The following is a 22,940-nucleotide window of genomic DNA, read 5'->3' as shown; positions in this document are numbered from 1 at the left end:
CTCTCAGCCCTTGACCGCGCCCTGCATGATGCCCTGGACCAGCTGTCGGCCAGCCAGGAGGAACAGCAGCAGCAGCGGGATCACGGAGATCACCACACCGGACATTATCAGGGAGTAGTCCTTGAAGTAGGAGGCCTGCAGCTGCTGCAGCGCCACCGGGAGGGTGAGGCTGTCGTCGCGCAGGATGATGAAGGGCCAGAAGAAGTTGGTCCACGAGCCCACGAAGGTGAACAGGAACAGCATCGCACCGGCACCGCGGGCGGCGGGCAGTGCGACATGCCAGTAGGTGCGCATCAGGTTGCAGCCGTCCACGCGGGCTGCCTCGATGAGCTCGAAGGGCAGGGCGTCCTCGAGGTACTGGGTCATCCAGAACACGCCGAAGGCGGTGACCAGGGCCGGGATGATCACGGCCTTGAGGTCGCCCACCCAGCCGATCTTCGCCATGATGATGAACAGCGGGATCACGCCGAGCTGGACCGGCACAGCCATGGTGGCGATGACGAAGACCAGCAGTCCGCGTCGGCCCCGGAAGCGCAGCTTGGAGAACGCGAAGCCGGCCAGGGTCGCGAAGAACACCACCGACAGCGAGGTCACCGTCGCCACGAAGATCGAGTTGAGCATCGCCGACCAGAAGTTGATGTCGGAGGCGATCACCTTGCCCATGTTCGACAGCAGGTTCCCCTGGGGCAGCAGGGAGGGCAGCGGATTGCGGGCGATGGCGCCGGCGTCCGAGGAGGCCAGCAGCAGCGCGTAGTAGAGCGGGAAGAACGAGATCACCAGGACGATGCCGAGGAGGACGTAGTTCCACCAATGGGGGCGGGCGTCGGCCCCTCCTCCGCCCTTGAGGCGACGGCGCGCGGCCCGGGCCGCACCCTTGCCGGCGAACTGTTCGATGGCAGCGGTCGATTGCATGGTCATTGCTCCTTACCGCGAGCTCTTGGCGGGGCCGCCGGCATTCGCGATGCGGCGAGTGATGAGGAAGTTGAGGACACCGAAGACGAGGATGATGAGGAACAGCAGCCAGGCGACCGCCGAGGCACGTCCGAAAGCCAGCTGCGGCCCCCAGCCGAGTTCGTAGAGGTACATCGTCAACGTCATCCATTGGCGGGAGGCACCGCCCTGCCCGCCGGTGTCGAACATGCGGGGTTCGTCGAAGATCTGCAGGCCGCCGATCGTGGAGGTGATCACGACGAAGACGATGGTGGGGCGGAGCATCGGCACGGTCACGTACCAGAAGCGCTTCATCCGTCCGGTGCCGTCGATGATCGCGGCCTCGTAGATCTCGCGCGGGACCGCCTGCATGGCGGCCAGGAAGATCAGGGCGTTGTATCCGGTCCAGCGGAAATTGACCATGGTCGCGATCGCGACGTGGGAGGCGAGCGCGTCCGAGTGCCAGCCGACGGCGGGCAGGTTGATCGCGGTCAGTGCACCGTTCACGATCCCGGAGCCGTCGGCGAAGATCTTCGCGAAGATCAGGGAGACGGCGACGGGGGCGACCACGAACGGCACCAGCACACCCATGCGCCAGAAGGTCTTCGCGCGCAGGTTCGCATCGAGCACGTAGGCGATGAGGATCGCGGCGATGACCTGCGGCACCGAGGACAGGATGAAGATCGAGAAGGTGTTGCGCAGCGCCTTGTAGAAGCTGTCGGTGCCGAGCACGAACTGGAAGTTCGCCAGGCCCACGAACTCACCCTGGCCACGGATGAGGTCCCAGTCATGCAGGGACACCCATGCGGTGTACAGGATGGGGAACAGCCCTGTGATGATGAACAGCACGAAGAACGGGCTGATGAACAGGAACGGCGTGAATCGCACGTCCAGCCGCGTCAGGGCGGAGCGCCAGGCGGGCCGCGGGCGGCGAGAGGCAGGGCCTGCGCCCGAAGGCGGGGCGGCCGAGCCGGAGCTCGCCTCAGGCCGAGGGGTCGGGCGTGTCGATGTGGTCACCGGGTTCCTTTCGGCAGGACCGCAAGCGGCGGCGGCTCCCTCAGGAGCGAGCCGCCGCCGCCTGCGGTCAGCGGGATGGCCTGAGTCAGAGACCCAGCTCGTCGTAGGCGGTCAACGCCTGCTCCCAGGACTCCGCGGGGTCCATGCCGTCGACATCCCACCGGGTGATCGCATCGGCGAGCACCGTGTTGATGACGAAGAAGTTCGGGCCCATGAACGGCTGCACGTCGATCGCGGTCGCACGCTCGGAGTAGATCTCACCGACGGGCGCGCTGTTGAAGAACTCGTTGACCGCGCTGGTCACGCCCTCGTCGGCGAGCGCGTCGACCTGGCTGGGGAAGGCACCGACGGCCTGGAAGGCCACCACCTGCTGCTCGGATGCGGTGAGCCACATGGCGAGCTTCTTCGCCGCCTCGATGTTCTTGCCCTGGCCGGGGACGGCCAGGTAGGAGCCGCCCCAGTTGCCGCCACCGCCGGGGAAGACATCGGCGATGTCCCAGCCCTCGACGCCGTCGGCATTGCCGGCCAGCGGACCCATCATCCACGGCGGGCAGAGCATGGTGGCGAAGCCGTCGGACTGGAACGCGGCGGTCCAGTCCTCCTCCCACTGCTTGAATCCGGCGGAGATGTCCTTGAACTCCACGAGGAGGTCGTAGATCGCCTTGACGTCGGCGTTGTCCTTGAGCGGGACCGGGGTGCCGTCGGCCGTCTCGTAGGGATGGGTCAGCTGCTGGACCATGCCGTTGAAGGTGCCGCCGGCACCGTCGAACCACGGGATGCCGGTGTCCTCGACGAACTGCCGACCCGCCTCGAAGTAGGTGCGCCAGTCGCCGGTGAGCTTCTCGGCGAGCTCGGCGCGGTCGCTGGGCAGCTCGCTCTTGTCGATGAGGTCGCCGCGGTAGGCGAGGGCCTCGGGGCCGATATCGGTGCCATAGCCGATGAGCTTGCCGTCGATCGTGGCCGCTTCGGTCTTCCAGTCCAGCCAGCGGCCCTCGACCGCCGGATCGGCGAGGTCCTCGAAGATGTCCGAGTACTCGGCGAGCTCGGCCCACCAGCCGACCTCGACACCCTCGACGTCTGCCAGGCCCGAACCGGCGGCGAGTCCGGTCATGAGGTTCGCGCGGGCGTCATCGCTGGTCGCAGCTTTCTTATGCGTGATCTTGACGCCGGGGTTCTCTTCCTCGTACTTCGTGAAGAGCTCCTCGTAGCCGAACTCGTTGAACGTGGCGACGGTCAGAGTGACCTCGTCGCCCTCGCCACCCTCACCTCCGCCGGAGCTGCTCCCGCAACCCGCGATCGCGGCGGTGGCGGCGGTCGCGGCCGAGGCGGCCAGGGCTGACCTGCGCGTGATCTTCATGGTGAACTCCTTCGTTCGTTGCTGCGATGTCGTTCTGAGAGCGCTCTCTTGGCGGATGCCGTTTCTGAGAGCGCTCTCAAAGGGGATGTTCGCCACAGTACACGAGAGCGGAGGATCCAAAGGTCTCAATACGGTCTCGCCCTGTTGCCCCCACCTCTCCCGCCCTGCCGCGCCCGACCCTCTCGTCCTGCCGCGCCTGCGTCGCTCGCCCTGCCAGCCTCCCCACAGCGCTCGCACGTCTGGAAGGATCGGGCCATGACGCTCCTGGACTCCCGCCTCCCCCTGGTCGCCGCGCCGATGGCGGGCGGACTCTCCACCCTCGCGCTCGCTCGGGCCGTCTCCTCGGCGGGCGCGTTCCCGTTCCTGGCCGCCGGGAACCTGACCCCGCAGGCGCTCGCAGCGGATATCACCGCCGTGCGGGGGCTCGGCATCGCCTTCGGCGTGAACCTCTTCGTGCTGCCGCCGCGGGAGATCGACGAGGAGTCCTTCGCCGCCTACGTCGAGGAGCTCGGCGCGGACGCCGCCCGCGCAGGGGTGGAGCTGGATCCCGTGCCACGGCGCGACGACGACTTCTTCCACGAGAAGCTCGCCCTGCTATTCGACGACCCGGTGCCGGTGGTCTCCTTCACCTTCGGCCTGCCCGCCGCGGAGCAGATCGCCGCCCTGCAGGCGGTGGGAACGACCGTGCTCGCGAGCATCACCGATCCCGAGGAGGCGCGGGCCGCAGCGCAGCTCGGCGTCGACGGCCTGGTGGTGCAGGGGCCGAGCGCCGGTGGGCACAGCGCCACCCACGATCCCTCCCGCACCCTCGCGCCACTCCGCACAGAGGACCTGGTGCGGCTGGTGCGCGACGCCGTGGACCTGCCGCTGCTGGGCGCGGGCGGGGTGGATGGCCCCGCCGCCGTACGACGGATCCTCAGCGCAGGCGCCGAGGGCGTGGTCAGCGGCACGATGCTGCTGCGTACGGAGGAAGCGGGCACCTCTGCCACGCATCGGGCGGCGCTCGCGGAGCGTTCCTTCCGCGAGACGGTGCTGACCCGCGCCTTCACCGGGCGGCCCGCCCGCTCGCTGCGCAACGACTTCGTGGACCGTCATCACGCCACCGCGCCGACCGGCTATCCGCAGGTTCACCACCTCACGCGCGAGCTGCGCCGCGCCGCGGGGGCGGCTGGCAATATGCAGAGCCTCCACCTGTGGGCCGGGACCGGGTGGCGCAGCGCGCCCGAGGGATCCGCGGCGGAGGTCATCACCTGGCTCGCGGAGGGGGTCTGACGGCCAGGCCGCCACCCCCACCCGGGCAGTTCCGAGCCGCGCCGTGCCCGGGACAGCAGAAGGGCCCCACCTCACGGTGGAGCCCTTCTGACGAGTCACTGTCTCACGGTTTCTCGAGTGGAGCTAAGGGGATTCGAACCCCTGACCTCTTCCATGCCATGGAAGCGCGCTACCAACTGCGCCATAGCCCCGTATCGGGTGCCGCCCGCAGGCGACTCGTCGATATTACCCCGCTCCGCAGCTCATATGAAATCGGGAGGCAGGTTGTGTGACACCAACCTCATCAGCCCGTTCGCCGGCTCCCCGACAACTGGTTCGAGCACGGAACGGTGACAGTTCTCGAGCCCCGAGAGGCCCCGGAAACCATTCGTGTCCAGGCCCAGCAGCGCTGTGATGCCCAAGGTGATCGCCGCGCCGTGGGCGACCACCATCACGGTGCCGCCGACGTGCTGCGCGACCAGCTCGCGGCAGGCAGCGGCCACCCGCTCCCCCACCACGGGACGGTCCTCGACCTCGAGCCCGAGGACCGGGCGGTGGGCACGCCAGTCGGCGTGCTCATCAGGCCATCGCCGCCTGATCTCCTCCCCGCGCAGCCCTTCCCAGAGTCCGAAGCCGCGCTCGAGGAAGGCCTCGTCGGTGGCGACGTCGAGACCGCTGTCGCGGGAGATGATGCGAGCGGTCTCCAGCGCACGTTCGAGCGGCGAGGCGACGATGACGTCCGGCGGATTCTTCGCCACCGATTCCGCGAGCGACTCCGCCTGGCGCAGGCCGGTCGGGTTCAAGGGGATGTCGACCTGGCCCTGCAGACGGCCCTCACGGTTGTAGTCGGTCTGTCCGTGGCGCACCAGGATCAGACGAGCACGGGGCTGCCTCACTCCGGGCGGCCCTCGACGATCTGCAGATCCAGGACGGGCGCGTCGCGCCACAGTCGTTCGAGCGCGTAGAAGGCGCGGTCCTCGGCGTGCTGGACGTGCACCACGATGTCTCCGTAGTCCAGCAGCACCCAGCGGGCATCACGCTCCCCCTCGCGGCGCAGCGGCTTGCGGCGGCGCTCCTTCAGCAGCGCCTCCTCGATACCGTTGACGATGGCGGAGACCTGCCGCTCGGAGTCCCCGCTGCACACGAGGAAGACGTCGGTGATCACCACCAGCTCGGAGACATCGAGGCCGATGACCTCCTCGGCGAGCTTGTCGGCGGCGGCCTGGCCGGCCACCCGGGCGAGGTCGAGAGATTCTTCAGGGGCGCTCACGCGGACATGTCCTCCGGGACGGAATGGGTGACGAACAGATGATCGAGCAGGGCGGTCTCCGAGGCGGAGGCCGCGCCGGGGCCGATGACCCCGGTCAGCATCAGGGCGAGCAGCACGATGAAGGCGACGGCGATGAGGGCCCACACCAGCCACACCAGCGCACGCCCTCCGGAGCGCTCCGGACGATGGAGCACCTTGCCGTCGAAGCGGGGCGCGGGGCGCGGCTCCGGCGCCTCGGCGACGGAGAGCTCGCCGAGCTCCACCCCGTCGTGGTCATGGGTGAGCGTGCTCACCGGGTGGTCTTCGACGGCCGCAGGCACAGCAGGATCTGCGTCCGGGCTCTCGGTCGTCTCCCCCTCGGCGAGAGCCGGCGCAGGGGCCTCGCTGAGCTCGATGATGCGGGCACGCCGGCCGAACTTGCGCAGAGCGGGCACAGCCGCCCCAGCGGTCGGCGGTGCGACGGCGCCACGCACTCCGGGTGCCGCCTGCTGCTGTGCGGGTTCCATCGCGGCACGGGCCTCCAGGGCGGCGCTCTCCTCGGGGCTCAGCTCCCGGGCGCGGCGTCCGCGCCGCGGAGTGGTCTCCGGCTCGGTCATCGACCGTCACCTCCTGTGTAGAGGGCGTACTTGTTGATGTATTGGACGACGCCGTCGGGCACCAGGTACCAGACAGGTGCTCCGGCCGCGACCCGGGTGCGGCAGTCGGTGGAGCTGATCGCCATCGCGGGGACCTCGATCAGGGTGACGCCGTCCTCCGGCAGCCCGGAGGTGTCGAGCTCGTGGCCGGGCCTGGTGACTCCGACGAAGTGGGCGAGGTCGAAGATCTCCTCGGTGTCCTTCCAGGTCAGGATGTTCTGGAGGGCATCTGCACCGGTGATGAAGAAGAGATCGGCCTCAGGCTGCTCACGATGCAGATCCCTCAGGGTGTCGATCGTGTAGGTCGCTCCCGGCCGATCGATGTCGACCCGAGAGACGGTGAACACCGGGTTCGCCGCGGTCGCCACCACCGTCATCAGGTAGCGGTCCTCGGGATCCGAGATCTCTCGATCCGCCTTCTGCCAGGGCCGACCGGTCGGCACGAAGATCACCTCGTCGAGCGCGAAGACGCTTTGGACCTCGCTGGCGGCGACGAGGTGGCCGTGATGGATGGGATCGAAGGTCCCGCCCATCACGCCGATCCGGCGTCGCTGCAGCTCCACCGGGTCAGTCGTCAGAGCCGGTGGTGTTCTTCTTGTCCAGGCTGCGGTGATGCGCGCCGCCGACGAGCCAGGTGAGGCCCAGCAGCGACATCAGGATGATGAACATCCCGATACCGACCGCGGGGGCGGGGAGCCCCTCGCTGGCAAGGGTGCCGGACTCGGCAAGGATCATGAGCTGATCAGTCATGTTCTTGATGACCTTTCCACGGGTGACCGAGCCATCATCCCACAGCAAAGTGCGCGCTCATGCTCCGGCGCGCATGATGGGAGTGGGGTCACGGCCGCACCTGCCCCTGGCCCACCACCAGCCATTTGCTCGCGGTGATCTCCCGCAACCCCATCGGCCCGCGGGCGTGGAGCTTCTGGGTCGAGATGCCGATCTCTGCACCGAAGCCGAACTCGCTGCCGTCGGAGAAGCGGGTGGAGGCGTTCGCCATCACCACCGCGGAGTCGACCTCGTTCAGGAACCGCTGCTGGCTGCGGGCGTCGCGGGTGAGGATCGATTCCGTATGGCCGGTGGAGTGCTCCCGGATGTGGGCGAGCGCCTGGTCGAGATCCTCGACCACCTTCACCGCGAGCTCGAGCGCCAGGTACTCGGTGTCCCAGTCCTCCGCGACGGCCGGGATCACCTCGGCCTCGGTGCCGGCCGCGGCGAGGATCTCGGAGGCTCTCTCATCGGCGTGCAGGCGCACGCCGGCCGCGGCCAGAGGTGCCGCAAGGCGTGGCAGCGCCTGCTCGGCGATGTCCTGGTGGACCAGCAGCGTCTCGAGCGCATTGCACACCCCGATCCGCTGCAGCTTGGCATTGGCCACGATGTCGACCGCCTGGGCGAGGTCGGCGCTCGCGTCGACCAGCACATGGGTCTTCCCGGTGCCCGTCTCGATCACCGGGACCAGGGAGTTCTCCACCACTCTGCGGATCAGACCGGCGCCGCCGCGCGGGATCAGCACGTCCACCAGCCCGCGGGCGCGCATGAGCACGTCCACGCCCTCGCGGCCGTGCTCGTCGATCCCGGTGACCAGAGCCTCGGGGAGATCATGATCGACCAGCACCGAGCGCAGCACCGCGATCAGGGCGGTGTTGGAGTGGAGGGCGGCCGAGCCGCCGCGCAGCACCACCGCGCTGCCGGCCTTGAGCGCCAGGCCTGCGGCATCGACGGTGACATTCGGCCGTGCCTCATAGACCATGCCGATCACGCCCATCGGCACCCGCACCTCACGCAGCTCGAGGCCGTTCTCGAGGACTGAGCCGCGCACCACCTCGCCGATCGGATCAGGCAGAGCCGCCGCGTCCCGCAGCTGCTCGGCGATCGCCGCGACCCGCTCGGGGTCCAGGGCGAGCCGGTCCCGGAGCCCGGGGGCGATGCCGGAGGCGTCGGCCGCTGCGAGATCCCGCGCGTTCGCGTCCACAACCTCTGCGGCCCGCTCCACCAGCGCGTCGGCCATGGCCAGCAGCACCCGGTCCTTGGTGCCGCGGTGCAAACGCGCCAGCGCCGGCTGTGCGTCCTTCGCGGCGCGGGCTGCGGCGAGGACTGCGGTGGTCACAGGAGATTCCATGCCTGGAGTCTACGAGCGCCGCACCCCTTCGGTCAGGTGCCGTCCGACCAGCAGACGCCGTCTCCAACCCCCATCGTTCAGAGCATCACCAGCTGGTCACGGTGGATGGCGGGGCGGCGGAACCTCTCCCCCAGCTGCTCACGGGCCTCGTCGGTGCCACGGCCGGCCATCACCCGCAGCTCGTCGCTGCTGAAGGAGGCGATCCCGCGGGCGATCACCGCACCGTCCGGGGCGATCACGTCGACCGGGACTCCGGCCGGGAAGGTGCCCTCGACGCGCGAGATGCCGACGGCCAGCAGCGAGCGGCGGCGGCTGCGCACGGCTTCTGCCGCGCCCTCGTCCAGGTGCAGGGTGCCCGCACCTCGGGTCGCGAAGCGCAGCCAGACCAGACGGGAGCGGCGACGGCCATGGTGGGCGGGGAAGAAGGTGCCCACGTCCTGCCCCTCGATCGCGGCGGAGAACTGCTCGGCGGAGGTCATCAGGGCTGCGGTTCCGGTGGTCGCGGCGAGCTGCGCCGCTGAGAGCTTCGTGACCATCCCTCCCGTGCCCACCTTCGAGCCCACCGGACCGATGTTCACCCCGGCCAGCCGTGCCACGTCGTCCACCTGGGCGATGCGCTCGGCGCCGGGCTCTCGCGGCGGCGCGGTGTACAGGGCGTCTACGTCGGTGAGCAGGATCAGTGCGTCGGCGCCCAGCAGCTGTGCGACCAGCGCCGCGAGGCGATCGTTGTCGCCGAAGCGGATCTCGTGGGTGGCGGTGGTGTCGTTCTCGTTGACGATCGGCACCGCCCCCAGGTCCAGCAGCGACTCGAGGGCGCTGCGCACATTGCGGTAGGTCTGGGGGCGGATCACATCGGACTCGGTGAGCAGCACCTGACCGGTGATCAGATGGTGCGCGGCGAAGGCGCTCGACCAGGCGCTCGCCAGCAGTGCCTGGCCCACGCTCGCGGCCGCCTGCTGGAGCTCGACCGCGGCGGGCCGCTCGGGCATTCCGAGCGGTCCCAGCGCGGCGGCGATCGCACCGGAGGAGACGATCACCAGCTCGGTGCCCCGGCCGGCCAGGGCCGCGGCGGTGTCGGCGATCTGTCGGATCCGGAGCTGGTCGAGGCGTCCACGCTCATCGGTCAGGCTCGAGGAACCGATCTTGACCACGATCCGACGGGCCGTCGCGAGCGTCTCCCGAGAGGTGAGCCGCTCCGGTTGGCGCAGCTCGGCGGTGCTCACCGGGCCTCGTCCTGCGAGGCGGGGTCGGCCCAGTGACCGGCCCGTCGCTCCTCCTCCATCGCGGAGATCCGCTGCATCCTCGCCTCGGTGCGGGCGCGCTGCAGCTCCCGCTTCGTCTCGCGGGTGGGACGGGAATGATCCTCGAACCGGTCATCGGTGCCGCGGCGGCCCAGCATCTCGGCGCCGCCGACCATCGTCGGCTCCCAGTCGAAGACGACCGCGTCCTCCCCGGGACCGATCAGCACCGTCGAGCCCGCGACCGCGCCCGCGGCGTACAGCTGATCCTCGACGCCGAGCTTCGCCAGGCGGTCGGCGAGGTAGCCGACGGCCTCGTCGTTGGTGAAGTCGGTCTGACGCACCCAGCGCTCGGGCTTGTCCCCCTTGACGCGGAAGGCGGTGTGCCCGTCGTACTGCTCGGTGACCACCTCGAAGCCCTTCTCGTCGACTGCCTTGGGGGTCAGCACGATCGGGGCGGCCTCCGGCTCGGGGAGCTGTGCTCGCGCCTGCTCGACCAGCTCGCCGAGCACGAAGGACAGCTCGCGCAGGCCCTTGCGGGAGACGGCCGAGATATCCAGGATCGGGATCTCGCGCTCGGCGAGCTGCGCGCGGACCATGTCGGCCATATCCGCCCCATCGGGCAGATCCGTCTTGTTCAGCACCACCACGGTGGGCCGCTCCATGAGCGGCACCCGGCTGCCGGCCTCCTCGTCGAGGCTTGCTGCGTAGGTGGCCAGCTCGTTCTCGATGGTCGCGAGGTCCCCGACGGGGTCGCGATCCGATTCGAGGGCAGCGGCATCCAGCACGTGCACGATGACGTGGCAGCGCTCGATATGGCGCAGGAAGTCCAGGCCCAGGCCCTTGCCCTGGCTGGCTCCGGGGATGAGGCCCGGGACGTCGGCGATCGTGTAGCGGTGCTCCCCTGCCTCGACCACGCCGAGGTTCGGCACCAGGGTGGTGAAGGGGTAGTCGGCGATCTTGGGGCGGGCGGCGCTCATCGCGGCGATCAGGGAGGACTTGCCGGCGCTGGGAAAGCCCACCAGCGCGACGTCGGCGACCGTCTTCAGCTCGAGCACCAGGGAGCGCTCCTGGCCGGGCTCGCCGAGCAGGGCGAAGCCCGGGGCCTTGCGCTGGGCGGTGGCCAGTGCCGCATTGCCCAGTCCCCCGCTGCCGCCGCGGGCGGCGACGAAGCGGGTGCCGATGCCGATCATGTCGATCAGGACCGTGCCGTCCTCGGCCGTGACCACGGTGCCGTCGGGGACCGCGAGGATGAGGTCCTCGCCGCCGGCGCCGTGCCGCAGATCGCCCTTGCCGAAACCGCCGCTGGTCGCCTTCTGATGCGGCTTGTGGTGGTACTCCAGCAGCGTGGTGGTCGAGCCGTCGACCTCGAGGATCACATCGCCGCCGCGACCGCCGTTGGCACCATCGGGACCGGCCAGGGGCTTGAACTTCTCGCGACGGATCGAGGCGGCGCCGTTTCCGCCCGATCCCCCGGCGACCTGAAGCTGGACGCGGTCGACGAATGTGGCCATGGGTTCACTCCGATGATGGTGAGAAAAAGCATCGAGGGGCGGAGCGTTCGGCTCCGCCCCTCGAAGGACGCTATGTGCCCCGGGATCCGGGGCGAGCGATCAGACCGTCTCGACGATGCTGACCACGCGACGGTCGCGCTTGCGACCGAATTCGACAGTGCCCGCGGTGAGCGCGAACAGGGTGTCGTCGTTGCCGCGACCCACACCGTCACCGGGGTGGATCTTGGTGCCACGCTGGCGCACGATGATCTCGCCTGCGCCGACGTTCTGGCCGCCGAAGCGCTTGACGCCGAGGCGCTGGGAGTTGGAATCGCGCCCGTTCTTGGAGGAGCTGACGCCCTTCTTAGATGCCATCTGGGATCAATCCTTGTCTGTTCGGGGGATCGCTCAGGCGATTCCGGTGATCTTCAGCCGGGTGAGCTCCTGGCGGTGGCCCTGGCGCTTCTTGTAACCGGTCTTGTTCTTGTAGCGGAGGATCCGGATCTTCTCGCCGCGGAGGTCTTCGACCTTCTCGGCGGTGACCTTCACCTTGGCAAGCTCGTTCTGTGCGGAAGTGACCTTGTCACCGTCGACCAGCAGCACGGGAGCGAGATCGACGCTGTCGCCAGCCTCGCCTGCCACGCGGTTGATCACGATGGTGTCACCGACCGACACCTTCTCCTGACGACCGCCTGCGCGGACGATTGCGTACACCACGTCAATGCTCCATCTTGTGAATCGAATTCGAGACATGCTCCCTGCCGGGTGTCATCGCGGACCTGCGACCGTCAACCGGACCTGAGCCCCGTACGAACGGGGTCAAGCGGGAGATGCGGTCGCGCGATGCCCACCGGAAGCACGACTGCGGCACGTTTTGCGCCAGGGAACAGCTTACGATCCCGACACCCGCCGGTCAACCACCGGACACGTTCCGACCTGCGAGAACGCGGTCACACCCTGTGGAACACGTCACCCCTGGCCGGGGGCGTCCTGCTCCCAGGTCGAGCTCGAGGGCTCGCTCGCGGAATCCGTCGCCGTTTCAGCGGGGTCGTCGGACCCCGAAGACTCGCTGCGCTCTGCCGGAGTTGCCGCGTCCACGACCTCACCGTCGACGGTCACCTCGGGCTGCGTATGCGCCCCGGAGGCCGCCGCGATGGAGGCGATGGTGGCGCGAGCCAGGGCACGGCTGTCGGCGTCGTCCTCGAGACGATGCACATCGGCCTGCGACTCCTCGGTGCCGCTGTCGCCGCTCTCGGCCTCTTCCTTGGCACCGCCGCGCGTGCGTCGCCCGCGCCGTCGCGAGGACTTCGAGGAGTCGTCCCCGCCGTTCTCGCCGTGACCGGCGCTGCCGCCTCCGTTCCCGCCGTTGCCCCCACCGTTCGCAGTGCTGCCGCCGCCGTGGCTGTGGGTGCCGTCGACGTCGACGACCAGGCCGCGTCCGTTGCAGTGCTCACAGGTGTTCGAGAAGGTCTCGACCAGGCCCTGCCCGACCCGCTTGCGGGTCATCTGCACCAGGCCCAGCGAGGTGACCTCGGCGACCTGGTGCTTGGTCCGGTCTCGGCCCAGGCACTCGACCAGGCGCCGCAGCACCAGGTCCCGGTTGGACTCGAGCACCATGTCGATGAAGTCGATGACGATGATGCCGCCGATGTCGCGCAGCCGCAGCTGACGCACGATCTCCTCGGCGGATTCGAGGTTGTTCTTGGTGACCGTCTCCTCGAGCGAGCCGCCGGTGCCGGTGAATTTGCCTGTGTTCACATCGACCACGGTCATCGCCTCGGTGCGATCGATCACCAGGGAACCGCCGGAGGGCAGGTAGACCTTGCGATCCATGGCCTTGAGGAGCTGCTCGTCGATGCGGTGCTTCGCGAAGACGTCCTTGTCGCCGACATGGCGGGTCAGGCGCTCCAGCAGATCCGGGGCCACGTCGCTGATGTAGGCGTGGACGGCATCGTGGACCTTGTCCCCCTCGACGATCAGGGAGGTGAAGTCCTCGTTGAAGACGTCACGCACCACCTTGATGGCGATGTCCGGCTCCTGGGAGAGGGCCACCGGGGCGGACTTGCTCTTCTGCGACTTCTCGATCTTCTCCCACTGGGCGCGCAGGCGCTCGACGTCGTGCGTCAGCTCCTCCTCGCTCGCGCCCTCGGCGGCGGTGCGCACGATGACGCCCGCGTCCTCGGGGATGATCTCGCGCATGATCTTCTTCAGCCGCGCACGCTCGGTGTCGGGCAGCTTGCGGGAGATGCCGGTCATGGAGCCGCCGGGCACGAACACCACATAGCGGCCGGGCAGGGAGATCTGGCTGGTCAGCCGGGCACCCTTGTGACCGATCGGATCCTTGGTGACCTGCACCAGCACCGGATCGCCGCTCTTGAGCGCGAGCTCGATACGACGCGGCTGACCCTCGAGGCCCACAGCGTCCCAGTTGACCTCACCGGCGTAGAGCACCGCGTTGCGGCCCTTGCCGATATCCACGAACGCAGCTTCCATGGAGGGCAGCACGTTCTGGACCTTGCCCATGTAGACGTTGCCGACCATCGAGGTCTGCGTCTTCTGGGCGACGTAGTGCTCGACCAGCACATCGTCCTCGAGCACCGCGATCTGGGTGCGGCCGGCGCGCTCGCGCACCACCATCGAGCGCTTGACGGACTCGCGGCGGGCCAGGAACTCGGACTCTGTGATGACGTTGCGGCGACGACCGGCGTCACGGCCCTCACGGCGGCGCTGGCGCTTGGCCTCGAGGCGGGTCGAGCCCTTGACGGCCTTGACCTCGTCGCGCGCTTCTCGGGCGTCGCGCACCTTGACCACAGTGTTCGGCGGATCATCCGGGGAGGTCGATTCGTCCCCGCTGCTCCCGGAGCGGCGCCGACGCCGGCGACGGCGTGAGCTGGAGGAGCTGCCGGAACCGGACTCGGATCCCTCTCCGCTGCGGTCCTCGTCCTCGGCATCGTCCTGCGCGGAGCTCTCCGCGCCGTTGTCCTCGCTGTCGGTCTCGCCGTAGCCCGTGCCGTCCTCGGATCCCGAGCCGTCGTCGTCGCCGCGACCGCGACCGCGTCGGCCACGACCGCCTCGTCGACGCCGCCGGCGGGAGTTCGAGCTCGAGCTGTCGGAGGAGGAGTCCTCGCTGCTATCGCTGTCGTCGCTGTCGCCATCGCTGCCGTTGTCCTCAGACTCGGAGCCCGCGGCGGCGGAGTCGGAGCTGGCCGCGCCGGAGGTGCGCTGGGAGGAGCGTCGCGAGCGGCTGCGCCGGGAGCGCGAGGGCTGCTCCTCATCAGTCTCGGAATCAGTCTCGGACGACACCTCGTCGTCGTCGTCGGAACCAGCGGCGAAGGAGAGGCCGGCGCTGCCGACCGGGGCGTCGTGGGCACCGACGGTGGTGCGGGGCTGCGCGGTGGGCGCCTGGAACAGGAGCGAGGCGAAGTCCATCTGGACCTGCTCACGGCGACGGGCGCGGTCGTCATCCGCCGCCGCGGCGGAGTCGTCCTCACCGGCGCCACGGGCCGAGGCGAGGGCACGCAGATCGCCGAGGACAGGGCTGTCGTCCGTCGCCGCTGCGGGTGCTTCCGGTGCGGTTGCTTCCGGTGCAACGGCTTCTGGAACGACCGCTTCCGAAGCCTCCTCCTCGACCTGGGGCTCCACGGTCTGGGACGGCGCGGTCTGAGTCGGCGCGGCCTGGGGCTCCTCGACCGCATCCGCGGCCGGGATCACCGGGGCTCCGGCCGGGGCGCCAGCGCGCCGACGGGGGCGCTTCGTCCGCACCGGAGCGGGCTCAGCCGCGGCCGCCTCCTGCGCGGCCACCACGGTGCGCGGGGCGGAGGTCTCCGGCTGCGGGACCGCAGGCGGGGTGAAAGCAGGGGCTCCGACGGGGGCGCCGGCGCGCCGGCGACGACGAGCGGGAGCAGCGGGCTGCGTCTCGTCCGACGAATCGTTCTCGGGAATGTGGGTGCTGTCAGCCATGAGGCCGTCTCCTTCTGGAGGACCAGCGCACCCTGGTCCCTTCTGGTCATCGTCGCTGGGACGGAAGTCTCAAGCCCTCGCCGTCGCGCAGCTCCCCGATGGAAGCGCTGCGATGCCGACCGAGGGAACACAGCGGTCGCGGTCGTCCGCGTAGCCGGTGCTCCGACGTCACGACGCCGGGAGGTTCCCCCACCCGGTACGGAGCAGGAGAGTGCCTCGATCAGTATGGCACAGGGGTCGCTTCCGCCGGAGGCGACATGCTCGGACTGCCTCTGACCGTTCCCGCGGGTCTACGCTCGAGAGCGGGACCATCGTCCTTCGCCGCGCCGGTGACCGCCCCGTAGGTTTTATGACGGCGTGTCGTCCACTCGGGAGGAATCATGGAAGCCTTCGACCTGGCACGGTGGCAGTTCGGCATCACCACCGTGTACCACTTCATCTTCGTCCCGCTCACCATCGGACTGTCCCTGCTGGTCGCGATCATGCAGACCCGGGCGGTCTTCTCGAAGGATCCTGCGCGCAAGGATGCCTGGACGCGGATGACGAAGTTCTTCGGCTCGATGCTGATCGTGAACTTCGGCATCGGTATCGCCACCGGCATCGTCCAGGAGTTCCAGTTCGGCATGAACTGGTCCGAGTACGCACGCTATGTGGGCGACGTCTTCGGCGCACCGCTGGCGCTCGAGGGCCTGGCGGCCTTCTTCCTCGAATCCGTGTTCCTGGGACTGTGGATCTTCGGCTGGGGCAAGATGCCCGAGAAGATCCACCTGCTGACGATCTGGGCCGTGGCACTGGGCACCACCCTCTCGGCGTATTTCATCATCGCCGCGAACTCCTTCATGCAGCATCCTGTCGGCGCGATGCTGAACCCTGAGACCGGGCGTGCGGAGCTCGACCCCTCGCAGGGCTCGATCCTCGCGGTGCTCACGAACGTCACCGCGATGGCGGCCTTCCCGCATGTGGTCTCCGGGGCCTGGCTGGTGGCTGGAGCGTTCCTCACCGGGGTCGCCGTCTGGCACATGGTGCGCCACCACAACCGGGCGCGAGCATTCGGCCTGGACACCGAGGAGGGGCAGGAGCACCATCTCGCCGCCCGCGATCTGTTCCGGCCCACCGTGCGCTTCGGGGTGATCGCCATGGTGGTGTCCGCCGTGGTGCTCGTCATCTCCGGGGACTTCCAGGCCAAGCTCATGTTCGAGCAGCAGCCGATGAAGATGGCCTCGGCCGAGGCACTGTGCGAGACGCAGTCGGACGTACCGTTCTCGATCCTCACCGTCGGAGGGCCGGATGCCTTCAGCGAGGACTGCTCGGGGGTCACCCACATCATCGAGATCCCTTATGTGACGGGGATCCTCGCCACCAACGACCCGCACGCCACCCTGCAGGGCGTGGACGATCTCAACGCCCAGTACAAGGAGCAGTTCGGCGAGACCGCCCTGGACATCCGCGGCAACGAGGTCGCCGTCGACTACCGGCCGAACCTCTTCGTCACCTACTGGTCCTTCCGGCTGATGATGGGGCTCGCCGCCTTCAGCGGAATTCTCGCCCTCTGGGCCCTGTGGGTCACCCGCGGCAAGGGGGAGAACGCCCGCACCTCCGGATCGAAGCTCCTCCAGTGGTTCGCCGTGCTCGCGATCCCGATGCCCTTCTTCGCGAACTCCGCGGGCTGGGTCTTCACCGAGATCGGACGGCAGCCCTGGGTGGTCCACCCCAACCCCCTGGATCCGACGGTCCGGCTGATGACCATGCAGGGCGTCTCCGCGAACCCCGGCTGGATGGTGCTCACCTCGCTGGTCGCCTTCACCCTCGTCTACGGAGTCCTCGCCGTGCTCTGGTTCCAGATGATGCGCAAGGCAGCGCTCAAGGGCGTGCCGCTGGCCCGGCGCGACCCCGAGACCGACGAGCTCGACACCCCCACCCTGTCTTTCGACTACTGAGAAGGGACCAGATCAGATCATGGATGCCATGCTCGACCCCACGGTCCTCCAGACCCTGTGGTTCGCCCTCATCGCCTTCTTCTTCCTGGGCTACTTCGTGCTCGAGGGCTTCGACTTCGGGGTGCAGATGAACGTCGCCACCTTCTGGCGACGAGGCGTGCAGACTCGCGGCACGGTGCTGAAGACCATCGGGCCCGTCTGGGACGGCAACGAGGTCTGGCTGATCACCGGCGGCGCGCTGCTGTTCGCGGCCTTCCCGGAGTGGTATGCCACGCTGTTCTCCGGCTTCTATCTCGCCCTGCTGCTCCTGCTGCTGGTGCTGATCGTGCGGGTGTGCGCCTTCAAATGGCGTGACAAGGTGGACAGCGACCGCTGGAAGAACTCCTGGGACGTGGTCCATGTGATCGGCGGCTTCGCGCCCGCCCTCCTGTGGGGTGTGGCCTTCGGGAATATCGTCTCCGGAGTCTCCATTGATGAGAACCACTGGGTGACCACCTCCCTGCTGGGACTGCTGAACCCCTTCGCGCTGCTGGCCGGGGTGGTGTTCGTGCTGCTGTTCTGGCTGCACGGCACCCACTACCTCGCGCTCAAGGTCCAGGGCAGGCTGCGGGAGGACGCGAACCGGCTGGCCGGGATCCTGGTGTGGCCGACGTTCGTGTCCGGTGCCGCCTTCCTGCTCTGGTTCCAGTTCTCCCACTCGAACACCTGGCTCACCCTGATCCCGGTGGCCGTGGCCGCGGTGGCCCTGCTCGCGGCGGTCCCGCTGAACCGGAAGCGCCGGGAGGGCCTCGCCTTCGGTGCGACCTCGACCGCCATCGCCGCGGCTGCGATCACCCTGTTCGGGGGCCTGTTCCCCTATGTCATGCCGGCCAGCAACGATCCGGCGAACTCGCTGACGGTCGCGAACGCCTCCTCGACCGAGCACACGCTCACGGTGATGCTGGTGGCACTCGGCGTGCTGATGCCCATCGTGATCGCCTACACCGTCTGGACCTATCGGGTGTTCCGCCACCGGGTGGCCGATGAGGACTCCCCCGCCCCCGGCGCCGAGCTGCTCGAGAAGGCGAAGAAGGGCTACCGGGAAGCCTTCGAGCAGGGCTGACAGACTGATCCGATGACCACCGCGACCGCAGAGCCCACCAAGGCCGACCCCGCCGCCGAGCCGGCGCCGAGGCGGAGCCGGGCCCCGCTGGACCCCCGCCTGGTGCGGGAGGTCAGGGCCGCCCGGCACCACCTCGTCAGGAGCGTGGTGCTGGGGCTCGTGCAGTCCGCCTGCATCATCGTCACCGCCCTGGTCATCGCACGCCTCGGCGCGCATCTCCTGGTCCAGCGTGAGATCCCCCAGGAGGCGCCGACCCTGCTGCTGGTGCTTGTCACGGCGCTCGCGGTGCGTGCCGGCGCCGTGCTCGTCGAGGAGGCCACCGCCCACCGTGCGGCGACCGCCGCGATCAGCGAGCTGCGCGGCCGGATCGTCGGCCATGCGGCGGCGCTCGGCCCGCGTGCCGGTGCCGGTCGCGGCGCGGACCTGACGGCGCTGGCCACCACCGGCATCGAGAACCTGCGCCCCTATCTGGTGGGATACGTCCCGCAGCTGCTGCTCTCGCTCACGGTGACCCCGCTGTGCCTGCTGACCATCGGTGTGCTGGATCCGCTCAGCGCGGTGATCGCCCTCATCACTCTGCCGCTGATTCCAATCTTCATGGTGCTGGTCGGCAAGCTGACCGTGGGACGGTCCGAGAAGCTGATCGCGGACATGCGCTCCCTGTGGGCCCAGCTGCTGGACCTGGTGGACGGGCTGCCCACGCTGCGGGCGCTGGGCCGCGAGCGCGGGCCCGAGAGGACGGTGCGGGAGCTCGGCGACCGTCACCGCGCCTCGGCGATGGGCTCGCTGAGATTCGCCTTCCTCTCCTCGATGGTGCTCGAGCTGCTGGCCACGCTGTGCGTCGCACTGATCGCCGTGAGCATCGGGATGCGACTGGTCTACGGGGAGATGGAGCTGGCTCCCGCGCTCGCGGTGCTGGTGCTCGCCCCGGAGATCTACCAGCCGCTGCGCAACGTCGGTTCGCAGTACCACGCCTCCACCGACGGTCTGGCGGCGGTGGGCGCGGCCTTCGAGGTGCTCGATGAGCAGCCGTCGGCCGACGGCGCTCTGCCCGCCCCGGATCTGCGCACCTCCTCCCTCGCCCTGCACGGGGTCTCGGTGCGCTCCCGCGACGGCTGGGCACCGCGCAGCGCTGAGCTCACGGTGAGGCCCGGCCGGGTGCTCGCACTGACCGGGCCCTCGGGCGCCGGAAAGACGACCGCGGTCCAGGTGCTGCTGGGGCTGGTGGATCCCGACCGGGGCCATGCGGAGGTGATCGCCGCCGACGGCACCGCGACCGACGTCCGCGAGATCACGCGGCGCAGCCTGTGGGACCAGGTCGCCTGGCTGCCGCAGCGTCCTGTGCTGCCCCCGGGGACGATCCGTTCCGTGCTCGTCAGCTCCCAGCCCGGCGCCGACCAGGCCGAGCTGGAGGCGGCGGCCGCCGCGACCGGTCTCGACGCGGTCATCGCCGAGCGGGGCTGGGAGGCGGATCTCGGCCGCGCGGGGCATGGGATCTCGCTCGGTGAGCGGCAGCGTCTCGCTCTGGCCAGGGCGGTCCTCTCCCCCGCACCGCTGGTGGTCCTGGACGAGCCCACCGCGCATCTCGACGGCGCTGCCGAGCAGGTGGTGCTGGACCTGATCGCGGATCTCCGTGAGCGGGGACGGACCGTCGTGGTGATCGCCCACCGCTCACGGCTGGTGGACGTCGCCGATGACGTCGCACGCGTGGAGGCAGGCCGATGACCCCCGCCCCGACAGCCCTCAACGATCCCGCCCGCTCCGACCTGCGCCGGGCGGTGCGGGCGCTCGAGATCCCCCGCGCGCGGCTGCTCGCCGCGGTGCTCGCCGCCTGCGCGACCCTCGGCTCCGCCTTCGCCCTCGCCGCGGTGTCCGCATATCTGGTCACCCGTGCCTGGACGATGCCGCCGGTGCTGGACCTCACCGTCGCCGTGGTGATGGTCCGGGCGCTCGGCGTCTCGCGAGGGGTGTTCCGGTGGCTCGAGCGGATGCTCACCCACGATGTGGCGCTGCGCGGCGTGGTCTCCCTGCGCACGAACCTGTTCTCAGCGCTCGCAGCGCGCACCGACGACACCCTCACCCGGCTGCGGCGCGGGGACCTTCTGAGCCGACTGGGCGACGATGCGCAGGAGCTCGGCGACCATGTCATCACCGCGCTCGTGCCCGGGCTGGTCGCCGCTGTGATGGGGGTGGTCGTGCTCGCGACCTTCGCGCCGCTGTCCCCGGCGGCGACCGCAGCGATGCTCGCGGCACTGCTGCTGGCGAGCGTGCTCGCACCGCTGGCCTCCCACCGCGCCGCCCGCCTCTCCGAGCAGGCCGTGCTCACCACCCGGGCCGAGGTCAGCGCCCAGTCGCTCGAGATCCTCGATGACGCGACCTCGCTCCGGGTCGACGGTCGGCTCGAGGCGGCGCTGACGCAGCTGCATGCCCGGCAGGCCGCCCATGACGCCGCGATCGACCGCGCCGCCCTGCCTGCGGCGGTCGCTGCGGCAGCGGTGCCGTTGACGCTCATCCTCGCCGTGACCGGCTCGCTGCTCGCAGCCGGTGCGGTCTGGCTGGACGGCAGCGCGTCGGCCGGACAGGTCGGCATCCTGCTGCTGCTGCCGCTGTCCTCCTTCGAGGCCGCGACCGCGCTGCCTGCCGCCGCCGCCCAGCACGCGCGCTCCCAGGCCGCTGCGCAGCGCCTGGGACAGCTGGTGGGCCGGGCGCCCACCAGTCCGGCGCCCACCGACCCGGCACCCGTCGGCCCCACCCGCACCGACCCGGTACCGCAGCGCCCGCTGACCGCCGCCCTCCGCGTGGTGGGGCTCACGGCCGGGTGGACCGCTGAGGCGCCGCGGGTGCGGTCGCTGGACCTCGAGCTGCCTCCCGGTGCTCGGCTCGCGGTGGTCGGCCCCTCAGGCAGCGGGAAGTCCACGCTGCTGGCGACGCTCGCCGGGCTGCTCGACCCGCTCGCCGGCACGGTCGAGCTAGATGCCCAGGACGTCGCCGCCCTCGCCCCGCAGGACGTGCGCTCCCGGGTGACGATGTTCGCGGAGGACGGTCATGTCTTCGCCACCACGCTGCGGGAGAACCTGCGGGTGGTGCGGGGGGATCTCGAGGACTCCGAGGCGGAGGATGCGCTGCGGGCCGTCGGCCTCGACGACTGGATCGCGACCCTCCCCCACGGGCTCGACACGATGCTCGGTCCGGATGGGACCACCATCTCCGGCGGTGAACGGCGGCGGCTGCTGCTGGCGCGCGCGGTGGTGCGCCGCGGACCGGTGCTGCTGCTGGACGAGCCCACCGAGCATCTCGACACCGGACGGGGCGATGCGCTGCTGCGCGCGCTGCTCGATCCTCGCGAGAGCACCCTCGTCCCTGCGACCACCACCGTCGTGGTGGTCACCCACCGTGTCGAGGCGATTCCCTCCGGCACCCCGATCCTCCGTCTCGAGGAGCACCGATGAGCTCACACACCCCATCACCCACGCGCCCGCCATCGACCGCTCCCGCCCGTCCGGATCGTCCGCGCATCCAGGATCTCGCCGGCGCCATCCTCGCCGGGGGCGAGACCGAGGACCTGCTGGACCTGCTGCTCCACTCCGCCCGCACCGACCTCGCCGCCCGCAACGCCGCCCTCGTGATGCCGCTGGGCCCCTCCCGCTGGGGGATAGAGATGGTGGACGGCCCGGATGCCGCCTCGCTGCATGGTGCGGAGATCCCCGCGGACTCAGCCATCGGCGAGGCCCTGCTGTGCGCGGATCCCGATGTGCTCGAGGCCATCGACAGCCTCAACGTGGACACCGCCGGCACCGGGCAGGAGGACTGCCGGGCGCTGCTGGGCGTGATCGACGCGGCAGAGCACGGAACGGGGCTGCTCGCGGTGCTGCGCGCCGCGGATGCCGAGCCGTTCACGGCCGCGGATCGCGAGCGGCTGGACTCGCTCGCGGGTCTGATCGCCCTCACCCTGCGCTCCCCGTTCCTGCACTCGGACAGCGGGATCGACGACGAGCGCGGTCGCATCGCCCGCGACCTCCACGATCTCGCGATCCAGGAGCTCTTCGCCGTCGGGATGGAGCTCGAGAGCCTGGTGCAGTCCCTCGAGGCGCCGGGCATGACCCCGTCGAACGCCCGGATCCGCAGCTCCGTGGCCACTTCGGTGCAGGGAGTCGAGAACGCCGTCGCCCAGATCCGGCAGATCGTGCAGTCACTGCGACGCGAGCGCGCCGTGGCCAGCCTCTCCGAGCAGCTTCGGCACGAGGTGGGGCTGGCCACCGCCGGGCTGGGCTTCGTCCCCTCGATGCGGCTGCCCCCGCACCCCGCGGAGATGGATGCCGAGCTGCCACCGGAGATCGCCGAGGACGTGGTGGCGGTGGTGCGGGAGTGCCTGGCCAATGCGGCCCGGCACGCGCACGCGAGCGCGGTCGCGGTCTCGGTGAGCGTGTTCTCCGAGGGGGTCGACCGGGTGGTGCAGGTCAATGTCTCCGACAACGGCCGCGGGATCGATCCCTCGGTGCGCCGTCGCAGCGGGTTGGCGAACATGTCTGCCCGTGCGCGGCGTCATTCCGGCTGGGTGGACGCGATCAACCTCGAGCCGGGGACGATGATCTCCTGGCGGGTGACGCTGCCGAGCTGAGGCCTGCTCTGCC

General features: G+C 69.9%; 20 protein-coding genes and 1 tRNA gene. 6 read left to right on the top strand and 15 right to left on the bottom strand.

Annotation, left to right across the window (positions count from 1 at the left end; translation table 11 throughout):
- Positions 1-3: 3 nt before the first annotated feature.
- The 3 genes from ACT3SQ_RS09755 to ACT3SQ_RS09745 all read right to left on the bottom strand — a co-directional run bounded on the left by ACT3SQ_RS09755 (position 4) and on the right by ACT3SQ_RS09745 (position 3,304).
- A complete protein-coding gene (locus ACT3SQ_RS09755; RefSeq protein ID WP_441444608.1) occupies positions 4-912 on the bottom strand; it encodes a carbohydrate ABC transporter permease in 909 nt (302 codons plus the stop codon).
- Between the two features lie 12 nt (positions 913-924).
- Positions 925-1,947, bottom strand: coding sequence for a carbohydrate ABC transporter permease (locus tag ACT3SQ_RS09750; RefSeq protein WP_441444609.1), 1,023 nt, complete (start codon positions 1,945-1,947; stop codon positions 925-927).
- A gap of 85 nt (positions 1,948-2,032) precedes the next feature.
- Complete coding sequence (locus ACT3SQ_RS09745; protein ID WP_442332175.1) at positions 2,033-3,304, bottom strand: ABC transporter substrate-binding protein; 1,272 nt, start codon at positions 3,302-3,304, stop codon at positions 2,033-2,035.
- Between the two features lie 255 nt (positions 3,305-3,559).
- Between ACT3SQ_RS09745 and ACT3SQ_RS09740 the strand changes: the two genes are divergently transcribed.
- Positions 3,560-4,576, top strand: a complete 1,017-nt coding sequence (locus ACT3SQ_RS09740) for an NAD(P)H-dependent flavin oxidoreductase (protein WP_444502264.1) — start codon at positions 3,560-3,562, stop codon at positions 4,574-4,576.
- A 118-nt stretch (positions 4,577-4,694) separates the two neighbouring features.
- Here ACT3SQ_RS09740 and ACT3SQ_RS09735 read toward each other — a convergent pair.
- The 12 genes from ACT3SQ_RS09735 to ACT3SQ_RS09680 all read right to left on the bottom strand — a co-directional run bounded on the left by ACT3SQ_RS09735 (position 4,695) and on the right by ACT3SQ_RS09680 (position 15,270).
- Positions 4,695-4,767, bottom strand: a tRNA-Ala gene (locus ACT3SQ_RS09735).
- 51 nt (positions 4,768-4,818) lie between these two features.
- Positions 4,819-5,451: a histidine phosphatase family protein gene (locus ACT3SQ_RS09730; protein WP_441444612.1), complete on the bottom strand. Its 633-nt coding sequence runs from the start codon at positions 5,449-5,451 to the stop codon at positions 4,819-4,821.
- Complete coding sequence (gene rsfS, locus ACT3SQ_RS09725; RefSeq protein ID WP_441444613.1) at positions 5,448-5,825, bottom strand: ribosome silencing factor; 378 nt, start codon at positions 5,823-5,825, stop codon at positions 5,448-5,450. Before rsfS ends, ACT3SQ_RS09730 begins: the two co-directional genes overlap by 4 nt.
- Entirely contained in the window at positions 5,822-6,421 is a 600-nt protein-coding gene (locus ACT3SQ_RS09720; protein WP_444592334.1) for a hypothetical protein, read from the bottom strand. Before ACT3SQ_RS09720 ends, rsfS begins: the two co-directional genes overlap by 4 nt.
- On the bottom strand, positions 6,418-6,993 hold the full coding sequence (gene nadD / locus ACT3SQ_RS09715) for a nicotinate-nucleotide adenylyltransferase (RefSeq protein ID WP_442332188.1): 576 nt from the start codon (positions 6,991-6,993) through the stop codon (positions 6,418-6,420). The genes ACT3SQ_RS09720 and nadD overlap by 4 nt, the downstream gene beginning before the upstream one ends.
- A 34-nt stretch (positions 6,994-7,027) precedes the next feature.
- Positions 7,028-7,210 carry a hypothetical protein gene (locus ACT3SQ_RS09710; protein WP_441445483.1) on the bottom strand — a complete coding sequence of 61 codons (183 nt, stop codon included), beginning with the start codon at positions 7,208-7,210 and terminating at the stop codon, positions 7,028-7,030.
- Positions 7,211-7,298: 88 nt separating this feature from the next.
- Positions 7,299-8,579 carry a glutamate-5-semialdehyde dehydrogenase gene (locus ACT3SQ_RS09705; protein ID WP_442332173.1) on the bottom strand — a complete coding sequence of 427 codons (1,281 nt, stop codon included), beginning with the start codon at positions 8,577-8,579 and terminating at the stop codon, positions 7,299-7,301.
- Positions 8,580-8,656: 77 nt separating this feature from the next.
- Positions 8,657-9,802: a glutamate 5-kinase gene (gene proB / locus ACT3SQ_RS09700; RefSeq protein ID WP_444502265.1), complete on the bottom strand. Its 1,146-nt coding sequence runs from the start codon at positions 9,800-9,802 to the stop codon at positions 8,657-8,659.
- Positions 9,799-11,331 carry a GTPase ObgE gene (obgE, locus tag ACT3SQ_RS09695; RefSeq protein ID WP_441445486.1) on the bottom strand — a complete coding sequence of 511 codons (1,533 nt, stop codon included), beginning with the start codon at positions 11,329-11,331 and terminating at the stop codon, positions 9,799-9,801. Before obgE ends, proB begins: the two co-directional genes overlap by 4 nt.
- Positions 11,332-11,430: 99 nt before the next feature.
- Entirely contained in the window at positions 11,431-11,685 is a 255-nt protein-coding gene (gene rpmA / locus ACT3SQ_RS09690; protein ID WP_299303813.1) for a 50S ribosomal protein L27, read from the bottom strand.
- Positions 11,686-11,718: 33 nt separating this feature from the next.
- On the bottom strand, positions 11,719-12,027 hold the full coding sequence (gene rplU / locus ACT3SQ_RS09685) for a 50S ribosomal protein L21 (RefSeq protein WP_089063991.1): 309 nt from the start codon (positions 12,025-12,027) through the stop codon (positions 11,719-11,721).
- A 252-nt stretch (positions 12,028-12,279) separates the two neighbouring features.
- Complete coding sequence (locus ACT3SQ_RS09680) at positions 12,280-15,270, bottom strand: Rne/Rng family ribonuclease (RefSeq protein WP_444592333.1); 2,991 nt, start codon at positions 15,268-15,270, stop codon at positions 12,280-12,282.
- 380 nt (positions 15,271-15,650) lie between these two features.
- Here ACT3SQ_RS09680 and ACT3SQ_RS09675 point away from each other — a divergent pair, with 380 nt between their 5' ends.
- From ACT3SQ_RS09675 to ACT3SQ_RS09655, 5 genes are read left to right on the top strand one after another with little or no spacing between them, the layout of a single operon-like run.
- Positions 15,651-17,207, top strand: coding sequence for a cytochrome ubiquinol oxidase subunit I (locus ACT3SQ_RS09675; protein WP_441445488.1), 1,557 nt, complete (start codon positions 15,651-15,653; stop codon positions 17,205-17,207).
- A gap of 19 nt (positions 17,208-17,226) precedes the next feature.
- The gene (cydB, locus tag ACT3SQ_RS09670; RefSeq protein ID WP_441445489.1) at positions 17,227-18,309 is read left to right on the top strand and encodes a cytochrome d ubiquinol oxidase subunit II; all 1,083 of its coding nucleotides are present in this window, start codon (positions 17,227-17,229) and stop codon (positions 18,307-18,309) included.
- Between the two features lie 12 nt (positions 18,310-18,321).
- Positions 18,322-20,034, top strand: a complete 1,713-nt coding sequence (gene cydD / locus ACT3SQ_RS09665) for a thiol reductant ABC exporter subunit CydD (RefSeq protein ID WP_444502267.1) — start codon at positions 18,322-18,324, stop codon at positions 20,032-20,034.
- On the top strand, positions 20,031-21,758 hold the full coding sequence (gene cydC / locus ACT3SQ_RS09660; RefSeq protein ID WP_441445491.1) for a thiol reductant ABC exporter subunit CydC: 1,728 nt from the start codon (positions 20,031-20,033) through the stop codon (positions 21,756-21,758). The genes cydD and cydC overlap by 4 nt, the downstream gene beginning before the upstream one ends.
- Positions 21,755-22,927, top strand: a complete 1,173-nt coding sequence (locus ACT3SQ_RS09655; RefSeq protein ID WP_441445492.1) for a sensor histidine kinase — start codon at positions 21,755-21,757, stop codon at positions 22,925-22,927. Before cydC ends, ACT3SQ_RS09655 begins: the two co-directional genes overlap by 4 nt.
- Positions 22,928-22,940: the final 13 nt, after the last annotated feature.

It is taken from the genome of Brachybacterium sp. AOP42-C2-15 (genome assembly GCF_052377065.1).
Classification (GTDB): domain Bacteria; phylum Actinomycetota; class Actinomycetes; order Actinomycetales; family Dermabacteraceae; genus Brachybacterium.
This window is presented reverse-complemented; position numbering and strand designations above follow the sequence as displayed.

What these genes read in the sequence shown, in the direction of transcription:
- nadD (WP_442332188.1), bottom strand. Translation starts at nt 6,993, where the DNA reads ATGGGCGGGACCTTCGATCCCATCCATCACGGCCACCTCGTCGCCGCC.
- ACT3SQ_RS09655 (WP_441445492.1), top strand. Translation starts at nt 21,755, where the DNA reads ATGAGCTCACACACCCCATCACCCACGCGCCCGCCATCGACCGCTCCC.
- cydC (WP_441445491.1), top strand. Translation starts at nt 20,031, where the DNA reads ATGACCCCCGCCCCGACAGCCCTCAACGATCCCGCCCGCTCCGACCTG.
- cydB (WP_441445489.1), top strand. Translation starts at nt 17,227, where the DNA reads ATGGATGCCATGCTCGACCCCACGGTCCTCCAGACCCTGTGGTTCGCC.
- rpmA (WP_299303813.1), bottom strand. Translation starts at nt 11,685, where the DNA reads ATGGCATCTAAGAAGGGCGTCAGCTCCTCCAAGAACGGGCGCGATTCC.
- cydD (WP_444502267.1), top strand. Translation starts at nt 18,322, where the DNA reads ATGACCACCGCGACCGCAGAGCCCACCAAGGCCGACCCCGCCGCCGAG.
- ACT3SQ_RS09705 (WP_442332173.1), bottom strand. Translation starts at nt 8,579, where the DNA reads ATGGAATCTCCTGTGACCACCGCAGTCCTCGCCGCAGCCCGCGCCGCG.
- ACT3SQ_RS09710 (WP_441445483.1), bottom strand. Translation starts at nt 7,210, where the DNA reads ATGACTGATCAGCTCATGATCCTTGCCGAGTCCGGCACCCTTGCCAGC.
- ACT3SQ_RS09755 (WP_441444608.1), bottom strand. Translation starts at nt 912, where the DNA reads ATGCAATCGACCGCTGCCATCGAACAGTTCGCCGGCAAGGGTGCGGCC.
- obgE (WP_441445486.1), bottom strand. Translation starts at nt 11,331, where the DNA reads ATGGCCACATTCGTCGACCGCGTCCAGCTTCAGGTCGCCGGGGGATCG.
- ACT3SQ_RS09720 (WP_444592334.1), bottom strand. Translation starts at nt 6,421, where the DNA reads ATGACCGAGCCGGAGACCACTCCGCGGCGCGGACGCCGCGCCCGGGAG.
- ACT3SQ_RS09740 (WP_444502264.1), top strand. Translation starts at nt 3,560, where the DNA reads ATGACGCTCCTGGACTCCCGCCTCCCCCTGGTCGCCGCGCCGATGGCG.
- ACT3SQ_RS09680 (WP_444592333.1), bottom strand. Translation starts at nt 15,270, where the DNA reads ATGGCTGACAGCACCCACATTCCCGAGAACGATTCGTCGGACGAGACG.
- ACT3SQ_RS09675 (WP_441445488.1), top strand. Translation starts at nt 15,651, where the DNA reads ATGGAAGCCTTCGACCTGGCACGGTGGCAGTTCGGCATCACCACCGTG.
- ACT3SQ_RS09745 (WP_442332175.1), bottom strand. Translation starts at nt 3,304, where the DNA reads ATGAAGATCACGCGCAGGTCAGCCCTGGCCGCCTCGGCCGCGACCGCC.